General features: G+C 61.9%; 14 protein-coding genes. 6 read left to right on the top strand and 8 right to left on the bottom strand.

Features of this window, described 5'->3' with window-relative positions; all coding sequences use genetic code 11:
* Window positions 1-15: 15 nt before the first annotated feature.
* The 8 genes from EOB80_RS03945 to EOB80_RS03910 form a co-directional block, all read right to left on the bottom strand.
* Window positions 16-1,473, bottom strand: coding sequence for a TolC family protein (locus EOB80_RS03945; protein WP_127317821.1), 1,458 nt, complete (start codon window positions 1,471-1,473; stop codon window positions 16-18).
* Window positions 1,470-1,703 carry a hypothetical protein gene (locus EOB80_RS03940; protein ID WP_127326738.1) on the bottom strand — a complete coding sequence of 78 codons (234 nt, stop codon included), beginning with the start codon at window positions 1,701-1,703 and terminating at the stop codon, window positions 1,470-1,472. Before EOB80_RS03940 ends, EOB80_RS03945 begins: the two co-directional genes overlap by 4 nt.
* Window positions 1,704-1,787: 84 nt before the next feature.
* A complete protein-coding gene (locus EOB80_RS03935; RefSeq protein ID WP_127317817.1) occupies window positions 1,788-2,213 on the bottom strand; it encodes a hypothetical protein in 426 nt (141 codons plus the stop codon).
* A 405-nt stretch (window positions 2,214-2,618) separates the two neighbouring features.
* A complete protein-coding gene (locus EOB80_RS03930) occupies window positions 2,619-3,047 on the bottom strand; it encodes an acyl-CoA thioesterase (protein ID WP_127317815.1) in 429 nt (142 codons plus the stop codon).
* Window positions 3,044-3,979: a 3-keto-5-aminohexanoate cleavage protein gene (locus EOB80_RS03925; protein WP_127326737.1), complete on the bottom strand. Its 936-nt coding sequence runs from the start codon at window positions 3,977-3,979 to the stop codon at window positions 3,044-3,046. The genes EOB80_RS03930 and EOB80_RS03925 overlap by 4 nt, the downstream gene beginning before the upstream one ends.
* A 31-nt stretch (window positions 3,980-4,010) precedes the next feature.
* Window positions 4,011-5,117, bottom strand: coding sequence for an ABC transporter ATP-binding protein (locus tag EOB80_RS03920; protein ID WP_127326736.1), 1,107 nt, complete (start codon window positions 5,115-5,117; stop codon window positions 4,011-4,013).
* On the bottom strand, window positions 5,117-5,854 hold the full coding sequence (locus EOB80_RS03915; protein WP_127270373.1) for a GntR family transcriptional regulator: 738 nt from the start codon (window positions 5,852-5,854) through the stop codon (window positions 5,117-5,119). The genes EOB80_RS03920 and EOB80_RS03915 overlap by 1 nt, the downstream gene beginning before the upstream one ends.
* The gene (locus EOB80_RS03910; protein ID WP_127326735.1) at window positions 5,854-7,188 is read right to left on the bottom strand and encodes an aminotransferase class III-fold pyridoxal phosphate-dependent enzyme; all 1,335 of its coding nucleotides are present in this window, start codon (window positions 7,186-7,188) and stop codon (window positions 5,854-5,856) included. The genes EOB80_RS03915 and EOB80_RS03910 overlap by 1 nt, the downstream gene beginning before the upstream one ends.
* A 121-nt stretch (window positions 7,189-7,309) precedes the next feature.
* On the opposite strand from EOB80_RS03910, the gene EOB80_RS03905 reads away from it, so the two are divergent.
* From EOB80_RS03905 to EOB80_RS03880, 6 genes are read left to right on the top strand one after another with little or no spacing between them, the layout of a single operon-like run.
* Window positions 7,310-8,365, top strand: coding sequence for an ABC transporter substrate-binding protein (locus EOB80_RS03905; protein WP_127326734.1), 1,056 nt, complete (start codon window positions 7,310-7,312; stop codon window positions 8,363-8,365).
* Window positions 8,366-8,396: 31 nt separating this feature from the next.
* Entirely contained in the window at window positions 8,397-9,596 is a 1,200-nt protein-coding gene (locus tag EOB80_RS03900; protein WP_164762506.1) for an ABC transporter permease, read from the top strand.
* Complete coding sequence (locus EOB80_RS03895) at window positions 9,593-10,402, top strand: ABC transporter permease (protein ID WP_127268148.1); 810 nt, start codon at window positions 9,593-9,595, stop codon at window positions 10,400-10,402. The genes EOB80_RS03900 and EOB80_RS03895 overlap by 4 nt, the downstream gene beginning before the upstream one ends.
* Window positions 10,399-11,577: a M20 aminoacylase family protein gene (locus EOB80_RS03890; protein WP_127326732.1), complete on the top strand. Its 1,179-nt coding sequence runs from the start codon at window positions 10,399-10,401 to the stop codon at window positions 11,575-11,577. The genes EOB80_RS03895 and EOB80_RS03890 overlap by 4 nt, the downstream gene beginning before the upstream one ends.
* Window positions 11,577-13,010, top strand: a complete 1,434-nt coding sequence (locus tag EOB80_RS03885) for an FAD-binding oxidoreductase (protein WP_127326731.1) — start codon at window positions 11,577-11,579, stop codon at window positions 13,008-13,010. The genes EOB80_RS03890 and EOB80_RS03885 overlap by 1 nt, the downstream gene beginning before the upstream one ends.
* Before the next feature lie 2 nt (window positions 13,011-13,012).
* Window positions 13,013-13,375, top strand: a complete 363-nt coding sequence (locus EOB80_RS03880) for an AraC family ligand binding domain-containing protein (RefSeq protein WP_164762505.1) — start codon at window positions 13,013-13,015, stop codon at window positions 13,373-13,375.
* The last annotated feature ends 67 nt before the right edge of the window (window positions 13,376-13,442 follow it).

Raw genomic sequence — 13,442 nt, 5'->3', positions numbered from 1 at the left:
TTCTTCTCCTTGAGTTCAGTGGCCTTGTGCGCCGGCTTCGGCCGCGGCCGGTGCGTCGCCGCCCCCGGGCGCGCTTGCGCCGCCGCCATGGATGGCAGTTCCGAGATTGACGTCTGCCAGCCAGAAATTGCGCTTGGCGTTGAGGGAAAGCATGATCGAGCTGATTTTCGCGCGGGTGTCCGCCAGAAGCTCGAACGTGTTGGTAATCATGCCGTTGTAGGTGAGGACCGACTCCGCCTCGATCTTTGTTCGCAGCGGCACGACACTGTTGCGATAGTGCCGAGCGATGTCATAGGTCGAGCGGTAGGCGTCATAGGCGGACCTGGCCTCGGACCGGATGTTGATCGCCTTCTCCGCCATCCGGTTTGCGGCTTGCATGTAGGCAAGCTCGGCCTTGCGCATGCGGGCCTTGCCGGTATCGAAAATCGGAATGACAAACTCGAGTTCCAGAGTAGGGGAGACACTCGTCTCCGTTCCGTCCTCTTCCGACTCCTCCCGTTCCACCTCTACGCCGGAGAGAAGTTCGAGATCGGTGACGTAGCGCGTCACCTCGGTCAGGCCGTGGGATTTCGCCAACGCTTCCAGCTCAAGCTTCGCGATCTCAAGGTCGACGCGGTTTTTTAGCGCCTCCCCCTCGATCGCGCGTTTGGCCTTGGCGCCCTTCGGCAGGGCTGGAAGAGTGTCGGGGACTGAGTAATCGACGTCTGGTCCCCATAGACCCATCAGCCGGGTGAGCTCTTCCTTGGCCGCCCGGGCGGCGAGCCGCGCCTCCGCCGCCTGACCAGTGATCTCGGCATAGAAGACATGTTCGCGGGCTTGGCCGGTTTTTGTGAAAGCGCCGGTCTCGCCTAGTTTCTGAGCGAGTTCGGACGCAGCGTCGGCGGCGGCCTGCGCCTGATTGAGATAGGAAACGCTTTCCCGGGCCGAGACAGCATTGATCCAGGCCCGCCGCGTGTCCGCGGCCAGTCGTAGCGTTTCTTCGGCGGCGCGGAGCTGGGCCTGGCGGAAGCGCGTATCCGCGACCGCGACGCGTCGCTGACGGGTCATCAGCGCAAGGATGTTGCTGGCAACCGCCCCCTCGATCGTGCGTACGGGATCGATGCCGATCGTTCCAACCGAGATTGTCGGATTGACGAGCATCCCTTCCTGCCAGACATCGGCCGCCGACAGACCGATCTCGGCGTAGGCCGCTTGCAAGCCCTTGTTGTTGAGCAGGGCGACCTGCACCGCGACGTCCGGACCAATGGTCTTCTTCCGCACCAGGCTCTTTACTTGCACGGAAAGAGCCTGCGCTTCCTCGCGGGAACGCACCCAAACCGTTCTCTTGCCGGTCACAGCTCCGGCGCGTGCCGCGACTGTCGTGAAGCCAGCGACGGGGTCGGAAACGTCGTCAGGGCCGGCGGTGGTGGCACATCCGGCAGCAATTAGCGAGATGGCTATGGCCGCAGCTATGTTCAGAAACCGCCGCTTCATGACCCGGCTCCCGTTTTTGCAGGGGACCGTTCTTCATTGAGACGCCGCCAGTTCTGCGGATCGACGGGCTCCCGCTGGTGGTAATTGGCGACGACCGGGTGATAGTGCGCGTCACGGATGCCCATCACGGGATCAGCCGGATTGAAAGCTGGAAGGACGGTCGGTGGGCTGGTTACCGCGCATCCGGCAACCAAAAGCGATGCGAGCATCGCGAGGCTTGCGAATTTCATTGTAGACCTGAAGCTAAACGTGTGCGTTAAGCCGCGCCGGAACGTATCCGCACGCTGCTCGCGAACGCCCTCGATGGGGCGGCGTCAGTTCAGGGGTCTGGGAGGCCTTATGTGCGCCGTATACTCGCCGCCTGGCAACACTTCGGCAACGGCAGGCGGAAAACAGCGGGTGACAATGCGGTCCAGCTCAGGACAGTCGACCGGCACTGCATACACCTGCGCGCAGTGGACCTCGCAGCTCTCATTTGCCGATTTCTCACCACCGGGATGTTTCTTGTCCACACCCGTTTTGGCTGCTGCGACCGCATCCTTGTGGTCGCCAACGTGGCCGCCGATGTCGTGTGCAGATTCCTCGATTTGGAGTGCCACCCCGGCGTCGCTATGAAAGCCGGTGGCGTTCGCGCTTGCGAAAAGGCCTGGCTGGAGAGAAGACAAGACCACAAATACGACCGCAAGCATCGCCCGGAACGGCGCACTTCCTGCAATCGAGATTCGGTCAACGTTTCTCATCAAACCCCTTGGGACAATTGTTCGCTTGATTTGTCAAGACCAAGCGCCGTTGACTTGTTGCACTGCAACCAAATGTGAACGCGAACAACCCTGCCTGACCCGATCTTATCCAAACGGACGAGTGACATCTTCGGGAACGGGCCGATCGTTGAGCTCCCGCCGACCGCAAACCATGAATCTCGCCGCCACTTCGCTCAGCCATAGCAGCGAAGCCGGAACTGGTAGTGCGATGAGTGGGGGAAAGGCGGTAGCGCTCTCCCGCTACCACTTCAAACCCCACTATGTCCTGTGCGATAGCGGCTATATCTGACCTTCCTAGGGCGAGTAGAAACCTTCAGCGACCTACAGCATCTCGCTCAGTGAGGCCAATGCGGCTAACGATGCCGTCACCAGATATTCTCGCCGTCACCCACGCGTATCGGCTTCACCCCTCGGGAGTTTCGCGCTCGCCTGCCGGGCTTCGCCTTCGATCTCGATCTTGCTCCGCGCTTGAAGATCGAAGCGCACCGTTACGGTGCGCATGCGCGCATGCAGGACTCCGTCCAGCGTACCGCGCATTTCATGCAGATAAGTCAGCGACGATTTCCCAAGCTTTTCTATAACGCTGCGAACGGTGACCAGAGTTCCCGCCGCGATTTCATGCACGTAGTCGATCTCCATCCTCACATCCGCCCAGCCGAGGGTCGGCGTCAAACGAGGATCGGCAATCCTGCCCAGCAACTGGAAACTGGCGTCATCAAACATCGCCACATAATGACGAACGTTGAGATGGCCCATCGCGTCGCACATCCAAGGATGCACGACGCCGACATAGGTTTCGATGCCGGGCGTCAAAACCCGACCTCGTTTGCGCCCTTGAGATCCAGCAGTTGACGGGCTTCGTCGGGCGTCGCGATTTCGAGCGACAACTCGTTGAGAATGCGCTTTATCTTGGCAACCTGTTCGGCATTGCTCTTAGCGAGCGTGCCCTTGCCGACATAGAGGCTGTCTTCCAAACCGACCCGTACATTGCCGCCCATGATCGCGCCCATCGTGCAGAGATTTATCTGGTGCTTGCCCGCGGCAAGGATCGACCAGAGATAGTCGTCTCCGAACAGCCGATCAGCCGTCCTGCGCATGTGCATCATGTCTTCTGGGTCGGCGCCGAGTCCGCCCAGCAGCCCGAAGATCGTCTGGACGAAAAGCGGCGGCTTCAGCAGCTTGCGGTCGAGAAAGTGCGCAAGCGTGTAGAGGTGACTGACATCGTAGCACTCGAACTCGAATTTCGTGCCATAGGCCTGGCCGACTTCGACGATGATACGCTCGATCTGCTCGAACGTGTTGGAGACGATGCCCTTCTTTGTGTCCTCCAGGTAGCCCTTCTCCCAGTCGTACTTCCAGTCGGTGTATTTCGGCGCGATGTGGTGCAGGGCGAAATTCATAGATCCCATATTGAGCGAGCAGAGTTCCGGCTTCGAAGCGTGCGCGGCTTCAAGGCGCTCTTCGAGGGTCATCTTCAGCCCGCCGCCGGTGGAAATGTTCATCACGGCGTCGGTCTGCTGCTTGATGCGCGGCAGGAAATCCATAAACAGCTTTGGATCAGGGGTAGGCTTGCCGGTCTCCGGATCGCGGGCATGCAGATGGATCACCGACGCTCCGGCTTCGGCTGCTCCGACGGCGGCGTCGACGATCTCGGACGGCGTTATCGGCAGATACGGGCTCATCGTCGGCGTGTGGATCGAACCGGTGACCGCACAGGTGATAACGACTTTCGGCGATTTCTTCATGGTTGAACTCTCCCTTGTCTGCCTTTTGTTGTTATCTATCGAGCGCGAGGCAATCCTCGCGACCACAGCCCAATCGAACCGCCTCGCCCGCATTGAGTTCGGACCGAGACGACGATGCGGCAAGCTTGACAATGAATTTCAGGCCGCCCGCCGTCACAGCGACGAGCCGGATGTGATCCCCGACATAGACGGACTGAACGACGGTTGCCGCAATCACGTTGAGGGCGGTGGAGCCATCGTGCAATAAGGACATGCGCTCGGGCCTGATCGACAGCGTCACCCTGGCACCCGCAGGGGGCGTCGCGCCAGGGGAAATGGCGTTCAACACCAGATCGCCATCGTCGAGATGGACGGCCACGCCACCGTTTTCACCGCCGGCAAGCACGGTGCCGGACATGCGGTTGTTCTCGCCGATGAAGCTCGCCACAAAGCTGCCCGTCGGACGCTCATACAGTTCGCGTGGTGTCGAAAGCTGCTCGATGCGGCCGGCACTGAACACCGCGATCCGGTCCGACATGGTCAGCGCCTCGGTCTGGTCGTGTGTCACATAAACGAACGTGACGCCGAGCCGGGCATGGATATCCTTGATTTCGAACTGCATCTGCTCGCGCAATTGCTTGTCGAGGGCGCCGAGCGGTTCGTCCATCAGGACAAGATTTGGTTCGAAGATCAGGGCGCGGGCAACCGCGACGCGTTGTTGCTGCCCACCCGAAAGCTGCGCCGGACGCCGGTTGCCGAATTCGGGCAACTGGACCATGTCGAGAACGTTCCTGACACGTCGCGTCACCTCGTCGCGGCCAAGTTTGCGGACCTCGAGCGGGAAAGCCAGGTTTTCGGCGACCGTCATGTGCGGGAAAAGCGCGTAGTTCTGGAACACCATGCCGATGCCGCGACGATTAGCGGGAACGTTGTCGATGCGCTGACCGTCAATGAGGATTTCGCCCTCGGTCGTATCTTCGAACCCCGCAAGCATCATCAACGCCGTCGTCTTGCCAGACCCGGAAGGCCCCAGCAGCGTCAGGAATTCGCCGCGCATGATTTCCAGGTCGAGCTGACGCACCGCCTGGACCGTCTGCCCGTAGCGCTTGCTGACGCCACGAAACTCGACATGAACCGGGCCACGCGGGGATCCGCCCATCACCGCGCCTGCGCCTTGGGATCACGGCGTGCCGAAGCCGGGCGTTTGCGCGCAGGCTGAGCCTCAGCCGCCGCGGCGGCGCGAAGAATGATGTCGGCGGCCTCGCGCAGGTCGGCCACCAGCGCCTTGCGCGCAGCCGCGCCATCGGCGCGACGCAGCGCCGCGAGCATTTCGTCATGATGGTCCAGGCCCAGGCCGTAGGTCACGTCCGAGCGGACGATGTTCAAGAACGGTCCTGCTTGCAGCCACAATTTCTCGATGATTTGCTGGATGAGAGGTGACCGCGCGGCATGGTACATCGTGAAATGGAAGCGCCTGTTCAAGCCGAGATAGCTAGCCATGACATTGCTCTCGACGCATTCGCGCATCAGCCCGTTCAGCTTCGCCAATTCATCGAGTTCTTCGGGCGTGATGGTCGTCGCGGCCCACTCGGCCGCCGTTCCTTCGACGCTGCAGCGCACACGCACCAGATCCGAAATACGCGCCACCGTGGCTTCGGGGACGATGACGCCCCGATTTGGGTGGTCGAACATCGCCTCGTCGCTGACGAGTTGCCGCAAGGCCTCGCGCACCGGCATGGCGCTGGTCCGGTACTGTTCGGCAAGCTGTCGCACGACCAGTCTTTGGCCGGGCAGGAAGTCACCGTTCATCAGTGCTTCCTTCAAGCCCGTATGGACACGAACATGAGCTGTCTTTTGCGCGGCTGAGCCGGCACTGGCATTCTTGCGATCGAGCATCAGTTTGTCCGGCGCGGCAGTATTTTGAGGTTGCTCGACAGGAAATCGTCGAATGCGCCGGCGAAGCCGTCGAGTTCGGCGTCGCCAAATGGCAGTGACAACGCCAGCATGCCGCGCGGCGTCACGTAGTACCCTCGCAACAGCATTTCGATATGCCAAAGCGCAATCACCGAAGGATCGGCGTCGTCGAGCCGCGCCGGCGTGTCCACCGGCCCCTCCACGAAATGCAGGTTCATCAAAGACCCTCGCCCTATGACGATGCCCTCGACGCCATGCCTTTCAAGGGAGACGTTCATCGCTTCGCGCAGGCGGTCGCCGCGCGCATTGATGGCGCGGCTCGCCTCTTGCGTCAGCACCTCGGTCAGACCGGTGAAGCCAGCAGCCATGCTGAGAATATTGTTGTTGAACGTCCCGCCATGCGAGAACGCACCGGGCAAAGCCGGATCGAAGCGATCGACGAGGTCGGCGCGTCCACCGAATGCGCCAAAACTGGCGCCGCCGCCGATATACTTGCCGAGCGTCACGAAATCGGGAAAGATTTCATGTGCGCCATGGAGCGCGCGGTAGTCGAGGCGCGAGGTCATCACCTCGTCGAAGATCAGCAGCGCGCCGGTCTCCTTCGTCGCCGCGCGCAGCGCTTCCAGGAACTCACGCGTCGCCGGGATGCAGCCGCCGCCGCCCATCATCGGCTCGACGATCACCGCGGCAAGCTCGTCGCCCTGTTCCTTGATGAGCGCCACGGCGCCTGCACTATCGTTGTAGTCGGCGAAGACAAAGGGGAACGGTAGATTGAGCGGTGAGCCGCCATGCGCAAAGGTGAGTACGCCACCGTGATAGCCCTCGCGGAACGCGAGTATCTTCGAACGCTTTGTGATGGCGCGAGCGGCGGAAATCGCCATGATGTTCGCCTCGGTGCCCGAGTTGCAGAAGCGCACGCGCTCTATGGCTGGAAAACGGTCGACCACCGCCGCTGCAAGGCGCGCTTCGTAGCGGTTGGGGGCGCCCAGCATGATGCCGCCCTGTATTACGTCCACAAGGGCTGCCGAAATCGCCTTGTCGGAATGGCCGTAAAAACCGGCGCTGTATTCCGAGACCAGGTCGACATAGGTATGGCCGTCGAGATCGGTGACCCTGCAGCCGTCGCCGGAAACAAACGATACGGGGAACGGCGGATACCATAGAACAGCCCTCGTATTGCCGCCCGGCAACGATGCCGCGGCCTCGTTCTGACGCGCCAGGCTGTTCGGGTTGGCGTCAGCGAAACGCTGTCGGGCCTCGTCCAGAACAGCAGCGAGACTGACATTGGCGCGCACGTCTGTAGTGCCTTGCAGCATTCGATCAAATCCCCTCGTATTTTCAACTTTTTTGCATCCTATCGCAAATTCCTGTTGCTAATCAATCCATTTTGCGTTTGAAATTTGATCAAATCTACAACGATAAGAAAGGGGAACTGCAATGAGGACTTATCTGCAAGCCGTATCTGCCGCCGCGATCTGCCTCGCGACCTCGACTTTGGCCGCGTCCGCGGCCGACCCCGTCACGGTGGTCGGCTGGGGGGGTACATGGGACAAGGCCTACAAGGATGGAGTCTGGGACAAGTACACCGAACAGACGGGGGTCCCGATCGTCATGGAAGAGTGGGGCGGCGAGGTCGCCAAGGTGCGTGCCCAGGTGCAGGCAGGCAACATCACTTATGACGTCGTCTCGGTCGAAGCGCCCGCCATGGAAGTCGGCTGCGCCGAAGGCCTGTTCGTCCCGCTGACGCCCGAGATCACCGGCGACGCGGCGAATTATCTTCCAGGCACCCTGCACGAATGCGGCGTCGCATCCGACACCTGGGCTACGGTCCTCGCCTACAACACGAAGGTCTACAAAGGTGACGCCGCGCCGAAGAGCTGGGCGGATTTCTGGAACGTCGAGAAATTTCCGGGAAAGCGCGGGCTTTACCAGCAGGCACAGTTCACGCTGGAAAATGCGCTGATGGCCGACGGCGTGAAACGCGAGGACATGTACAAGGTGCTGGCCACGCCGGAAGGTGTCGATCGGGCTTTCGCCATGCTCGACAAGATCAAGCCGAACGTCGTCTGGTGGTCCACAACGACGCAGGGCATCCAGAACCTCGACAGTGGTGAAGTGGCTCTCAGCGACGGGTTCAATGCGCGCATCACCAACGAAGCCATCAACGAGAAGAAGCCCTATGCGATCGCATGGGACGCTGGCTTCTTCTATGGCACCGACTACTGGGCCGTGGTGAAGGGCGCGCCGCACCAGCAGGCCGGGCTGGATCTCCTCAAGTGGTTCTCCATCCCTGAAAACCAGGCCGGCTTCTCGAAACTCTATGCCTATGGCACCGGCCGCAAGGAAGCCGCCGACCTCATTCCCGCGGATTGGAAGGCCAACCTGCCGACGTCGCCGGAGCACCTTCAGTACGGCGCCTCCTATGACAACGACTTCTGGACCGAGCACAAGGAAGCACTGGAAGAACGCTTCAAGGCCTGGCTCGCGAAGTAACCCAGGCATGTTGGTCGGGACAAAGCCGGCTATGAAGCGGCGCCAACGGGGCGGCATGCTCGCCCTGTTGACGGCCCCGCTTATTCTATTCGTCGTCATTCTGTTTCTCTGGCCGGTAGCGCGCTTCCTCGCTCTGGCCGTCGACAACTCGGATTTCTCGAACAACCTGCCGCGTACAATTGCCGCTCTGGCGGGCTGGAAAGCAGATAGCGGCCTGCCTGGCGAACCCGTCTTTGCAGCACTCGTCGAGGATTTGGCCGACGCGCGGCGCGCCGGGAAGGAAGGCGTCCTGGCGCAACTAGTAAACCAGCGCGTCGTCGGCAGCCGTTTCCTCGTCATCAAGACGGCAAAGGATGCGGCCGACGGCAAACTCACTATGCGTCCCGTGCGCGACGAGGTGCTCTCCAAACAGGGCGGCTGGAAAAACATCGATCTCTGGCAGGTCATAGCGCGTCAGCAAAGCGCGCGAACGGACTATTATCTGCTTGCGAGCCTGGACCTGAAGCGAGGCGCGGACAATTCGATCGAAGCCGTTTCCGCCGACCGCGCCATCTTCGTCGACGCGCTGCTGCGTACGATCTGGATCAGCATCGTGGTGACCGTCATCTGCGCGGTGCTCGCCGTGCCGCTGGCGCAGGCAATTGTCAGCGCGCCCCCGGCGTGGTCGAAGCTGATGTTCGCGTTGATCCTGTTTCCGCTCTGGACGTCGCTGCTGGTGCGCACCGTCATCTGGATCATCGTGCTGCAGAAGAACGGCCCCGTGAATTCCACTCTGCTCGGATTGGGTATCGTCAGCGAACCCCTCGACCTCATCTACACCCGCTTTTCGCTCTATTTGGCGATGGTTCAGGTTCTGCTGCCTATGATGGTGCTCTCCGTCGTCGCTGTCATGCGGCGGGTTCCGACCACCTACATGCGCGCGGCACTGTCGCTGGGTGCGCCGTGGCTCACGGCGTGGCGCCGCGTGCAGTTACCGTTGATCCTGCCAGGGATCCTGTCCGGCGGGGCGATCGTTTTTGTCTTCGCACTTGGCTACTACATCACCCCGACGCTTGTCGGCGGGCCGACCGACCAGATGATCTCCAGCTACATAGCTTTCTACACGAACAGCACACTGAACTGGGGCATGGGTGCAGCGCTTTCGCTGCAACTGCTGATGATCCTCGTGTTGTTTGCGTTGCTGTTCTGGACGGCGTCCGTCCTCTTCCGCCGCAAGGCGCATGTCGCATGAGCGCCGACCGCTTCCGGAAGTGGCTGATGTATGCTTATGCGGCGACGTTGCTGGCGTTCATCATCCTGCCCCTGCTGATCGTGATCCCTATGTCGCTGACCTCGAGCAATTCGCTGGCATTTCCGACGCCGGGCTGGTCGCTGCGCTGGTATGCCGAACTGTGGGTCGACCAGCGCTGGCCGAACGCGCTGTGGAACTCGGTCGTCATCGGGCTGTCCACCACGGTCCTGGCGTTGCTGCTCGGCATACCGGCGGCGATCGGGCTCGCCTGGGGCGATTTTGCCGGCAAGCGAATCCTCTACGCGATCATCGCCGCGCCCTTGGTGACGCCGGTTGTCATCGTCGGCGTCGCGGCTTTTTCATTCTTCGCCACACTGGGACTCGTCGGCAACAAGCTATCCATCATTCTGGTGCATACGGCGATGGCCGTGCCTGTGATGCTGACGACTGTCGTCGCCAGCCTTTCGACCTTCGACCGGACATTGGTTCGCGCGGCCGCATCGCTCGGCGCCGGCACCATCCGCACATTCTTCAAGGTAGTGCTGCCGCTGATAGCGCCGGGCGTCATTACAGGGGCCATCATCGCCTTCATCATCTCTTTCGACGAAGTCGTCGTCGCAAGTTTCCTCTCGACAGGCGCGGAGCGAACCTTGCCTCGCATGATCTTCTCCGGGGTTCGCGAATCCATCAGCCCTGCCATCGCGGCCGTCGCTGTGCTGCTGATCGCATTCTCTGCGACCCTGCTTGGTGTCATCGCCATCCTTCAGGGCCGCTCGCAAACTCTCCGCGCAAGGGCATCGGCATGAGACTGGTTCCATCGGTACAGCAGTTGGAGACCGAGATGACGACCTGGCGGCGGCATCTGCATGCCAATCCAGAACTCGGCTTCGAAGAGTTCGAGACGGCGCGTTTCGTGGCGGACAAACTGCGCTCGTGGGGCATCGAGACGACCGAAGGCGTCGGACGGACAGGTGTCGTTGGCACGCTCAGGGGCAGGCTCGGCGCTGGTCGCAGTCTTGGCATCCGAGCCGACATGGACGCCCTGCCGATGACCGAGGCGCGGCCGCTGCCGCATGCATCCCGCATTCCCGGGAGGATGCATGGCTGCGGCCATGACGGTCACACGACGATGCTGCTCGGCGCAGCCTCGGCGCTTGCCCGCTCGCCCAACTTCGCCGGTACCGTGCATTTCATTTTCCAGCCGGCCGAGGAGGGTCGAGGTGGGGCACTCGCCATGCTGAATGATGGCCTTTTCGAGCGTTTCCCTTGCGATGAAGTCTACGCGCTGCACAATTGCGAACGGCCTCTCGGCGAGATCGCCGTCCACCGCGGAACGGTGGCCGCGGCGGCCGATCGCTTCGAGATGGTCGTCCATGGAAGGGGCGGCCACGCGGCGATGCCGCATCTGGCGATCAATCCACTCCCCGTCGCCGCGCGCATCCTGCTGGCAATCGAAGCCCTGCCCGGTCGCCTGACCGATGTGCACTCTCCGGCAATCGTCACCGTTGGCAGCCTGCGCGCCGGCGAAGCCTTCAACACCATCCCCGATGCGGCGTTTCTGACCGGCACCGTGCGCACCTTCGACCATCAGGTTCAAAAGACGTTGGAGATGGCAATCCGCCGCATCGCGAAAAACGAGGCTGAAGCTTTTGGCGCCAGCGTCGATATTCGCTACGAAACGCCCTTCGCGCCGACGATCAACACTCCGGCGCAAGCCGACGCGATGATCGCGATTGCGAACGAGGTGATGGGCTCGGAACGTCTCGTCGTCGATCCGCCTCCCGAGATGGGTTCTGAAGATTTCTGCTACATGTTGGAACAGCGGCCGGGCTGCTATTTCTTGCTTGGCCAGGCGGACGACGCGCACCAGGCCGCCGCGCACGACACCAATTACGATTTCAACGACGCTATCCTGCCGATGGGCGCCAGTCTTTGGGTCAGGCTGGTGGAGCGCCGCCTGTCCGCGGCAGGCGCATCGTGATGCAGTTGCCGGAAAAAGACATCCGCTGGCGGAGCCATTGGCTGCGGCAGGCATTGCCCGAGGACCCGGACCTGGCGCCTCCGCTCGAAGAGACAACGCAGGCCGACATCTGCATCGTCGGCGGCGGGTATCTCGGACTGTGGACCGCCATTCGCCTCAAGGAGCACAATCCAGGCTTCGACGTTGTCATTGTAGAGCGCGACATTTGTGGTGGTGGCCCGAGCGGCCGCAATTCCGGAATGGTGCTTTCGGCGTGGACCAAATACAGCGCGCTTGCCGCGCTGCGCGACGGAAACGACGCGCTTTCGATCATCAAGGCATCCGAAGCCGCGATCGGCGGCATCGAGGCTTTCTGCAAGGCCGAGGCAATCGACGCCTGGTTCGATCGCATCGGCTGGATCTGGGGCGCTACGTGCGAAGCACAGCTTGGCGCCTGGGACGACGCGTTAAACAAGCTGGCAGCGCACGGCTACGTCCCGGCGCGGCGAGTTTCGCGCCCGGAGATCGCGGCGATGGCCGGTACGACGAGCCACCTTGGCGGTGCGTTCGACGCTTCGTCGGCAACTGTGCATCCAGGGTTCCTGGTGCGCGGCCTGCGTCGTGCAGCGCTGAACCGCGGCGTTCGGATCTATGAAAAGTCGCCGATGAAGCGGTTTTCGCGACGTGGCAAGCTCACGGTGGAAACGGCGAAAGGAACTGTGTCCTGCGGCAAGGTCGTGCTTGCCATGAATGCTTGGTCCGGCGCGATTCCGGAACTGGCCCCTGCGATCTTCAACATCTCCAGCGACGACGCCATGTCACAGCCCATTCCAGACCTTCTCGACAAGGTCGGCTACCGCCGGGCGCCGCTGATGATCGATTCCCGCGTCTTCGTTGGCGGTTGGTCTCCGACGCGCGATGGTCGGCTGTCCGTCGGCGTCAGCGGTGGCGTCATTGGCTTCGGCGGCATCGTCGACCAGCGTTTCCATGGCCTGTCGCCACGGGTCGCCGAAATGCGTCGCGCGCTGCGGGATGGCCACCCGGCGCTCGCCGATTTCCCGCTCGAGACATCGTGGAACGGCCCGATCGACCGGACGGTCAGCGGCGTCCCGCTGTTCGGCGCTTTGCCCGCCAACCGCGATGTCGTCTACGGCTATGGCTTTTCCGGCAATGGCACGACAATGGCTTATATCGGCGGCGAGATCCTCACCGGCCTGCTGACTGACGGCGAATCGGAACTGACGCATTCGGCGCTGGTGCGTCCGGTGGCGCGCGGTTTCCCGCCCGAACCCTTTCGCTTCGTCGGTGCGCATTTCGTCCGTGGCGCGGTGCGTCGGCGCGACGATCTCGAACATGCCGGGCGCAAGCTGGATCCGGTGACGAGATGGCTCGCCGGGCTGGCTCCGTCCGGCGTCACTCCCTCCAAAGCCAATCTTCGCGCAAAGAAAGGATGACAATGTCCAAGGCCAGGGTTTTCAAGCACAGCGAGTTGACTCTGAAGCCATCAGTCACGCCGACCGGAACGTCGTCGATCGCGCGCGTGATCAATGCCGAGATCAGCCGGACCATGGGCGGTGGCATTGAGTATCTGGAGAACGCCTCGATCGACTGGACCGTGACCTATGACGAGGTGCTGTTCATCCATGAAGGCACGCTGACGATCGAACTGGATGACGGCCGCCACGAATGCCGCCCCGGCGACATCGTCTGGCTGCCCAATGGCACGCATCTGAAATACATCGCAACCGAGCGCACCGGCTATTTTTACTGCCTGTACCCGTACGACTGGGCCGCGCGGCAAGGGACGGTAGAACCTTGAAGTGACAGGCATATCATAGGTTCGCCTTTCACCGCGCAGTTCCGGGGTAGTGAAACAGCTGTTGGCA

It is taken from the genome of Mesorhizobium sp. M7A.F.Ca.MR.245.00.0.0, from assembly GCF_003997415.1.
Lineage (GTDB): Bacteria > Pseudomonadota > Alphaproteobacteria > Rhizobiales > Rhizobiaceae > Mesorhizobium.
This window is presented reverse-complemented; position numbering and strand designations above follow the sequence as displayed.

Bases quoted from the DNA above. Each gene is read 5' to 3' on its own strand.
- EOB80_RS03945 (WP_127317821.1), bottom strand. From the start codon at position 1,473: ATGAAGCGGCGGTTTCTGAACATAGCTGCGGCCATAGCCATCTCGCTA.
- EOB80_RS03940 (WP_127326738.1), bottom strand. From the start codon at position 1,703: ATGAAATTCGCAAGCCTCGCGATGCTCGCATCGCTTTTGGTTGCCGGA.
- EOB80_RS03935 (WP_127317817.1), bottom strand. From the start codon at position 2,213: ATGAGAAACGTTGACCGAATCTCGATTGCAGGAAGTGCGCCGTTCCGG.
- EOB80_RS03925 (WP_127326737.1), bottom strand. From the start codon at position 3,979: ATGAAGAAATCGCCGAAAGTCGTTATCACCTGTGCGGTCACCGGTTCG.
- EOB80_RS03920 (WP_127326736.1), bottom strand. From the start codon at position 5,117: ATGGGCGGATCCCCGCGTGGCCCGGTTCATGTCGAGTTTCGTGGCGTC.
- EOB80_RS03915 (WP_127270373.1), bottom strand. From the start codon at position 5,854: ATGCTCGATCGCAAGAATGCCAGTGCCGGCTCAGCCGCGCAAAAGACA.
- EOB80_RS03910 (WP_127326735.1), bottom strand. From the start codon at position 7,188: ATGCTGCAAGGCACTACAGACGTGCGCGCCAATGTCAGTCTCGCTGCT.
- EOB80_RS03905 (WP_127326734.1), top strand. From the start codon at position 7,310: ATGAGGACTTATCTGCAAGCCGTATCTGCCGCCGCGATCTGCCTCGCG.
- EOB80_RS03900 (WP_164762506.1), top strand. From the start codon at position 8,397: ATGAAGCGGCGCCAACGGGGCGGCATGCTCGCCCTGTTGACGGCCCCG.
- EOB80_RS03895 (WP_127268148.1), top strand. From the start codon at position 9,593: ATGAGCGCCGACCGCTTCCGGAAGTGGCTGATGTATGCTTATGCGGCG.
- EOB80_RS03890 (WP_127326732.1), top strand. From the start codon at position 10,399: ATGAGACTGGTTCCATCGGTACAGCAGTTGGAGACCGAGATGACGACC.
- EOB80_RS03885 (WP_127326731.1), top strand. From the start codon at position 11,577: ATGCAGTTGCCGGAAAAAGACATCCGCTGGCGGAGCCATTGGCTGCGG.
- EOB80_RS03880 (WP_164762505.1), top strand. From the start codon at position 13,013: ATGTCCAAGGCCAGGGTTTTCAAGCACAGCGAGTTGACTCTGAAGCCA.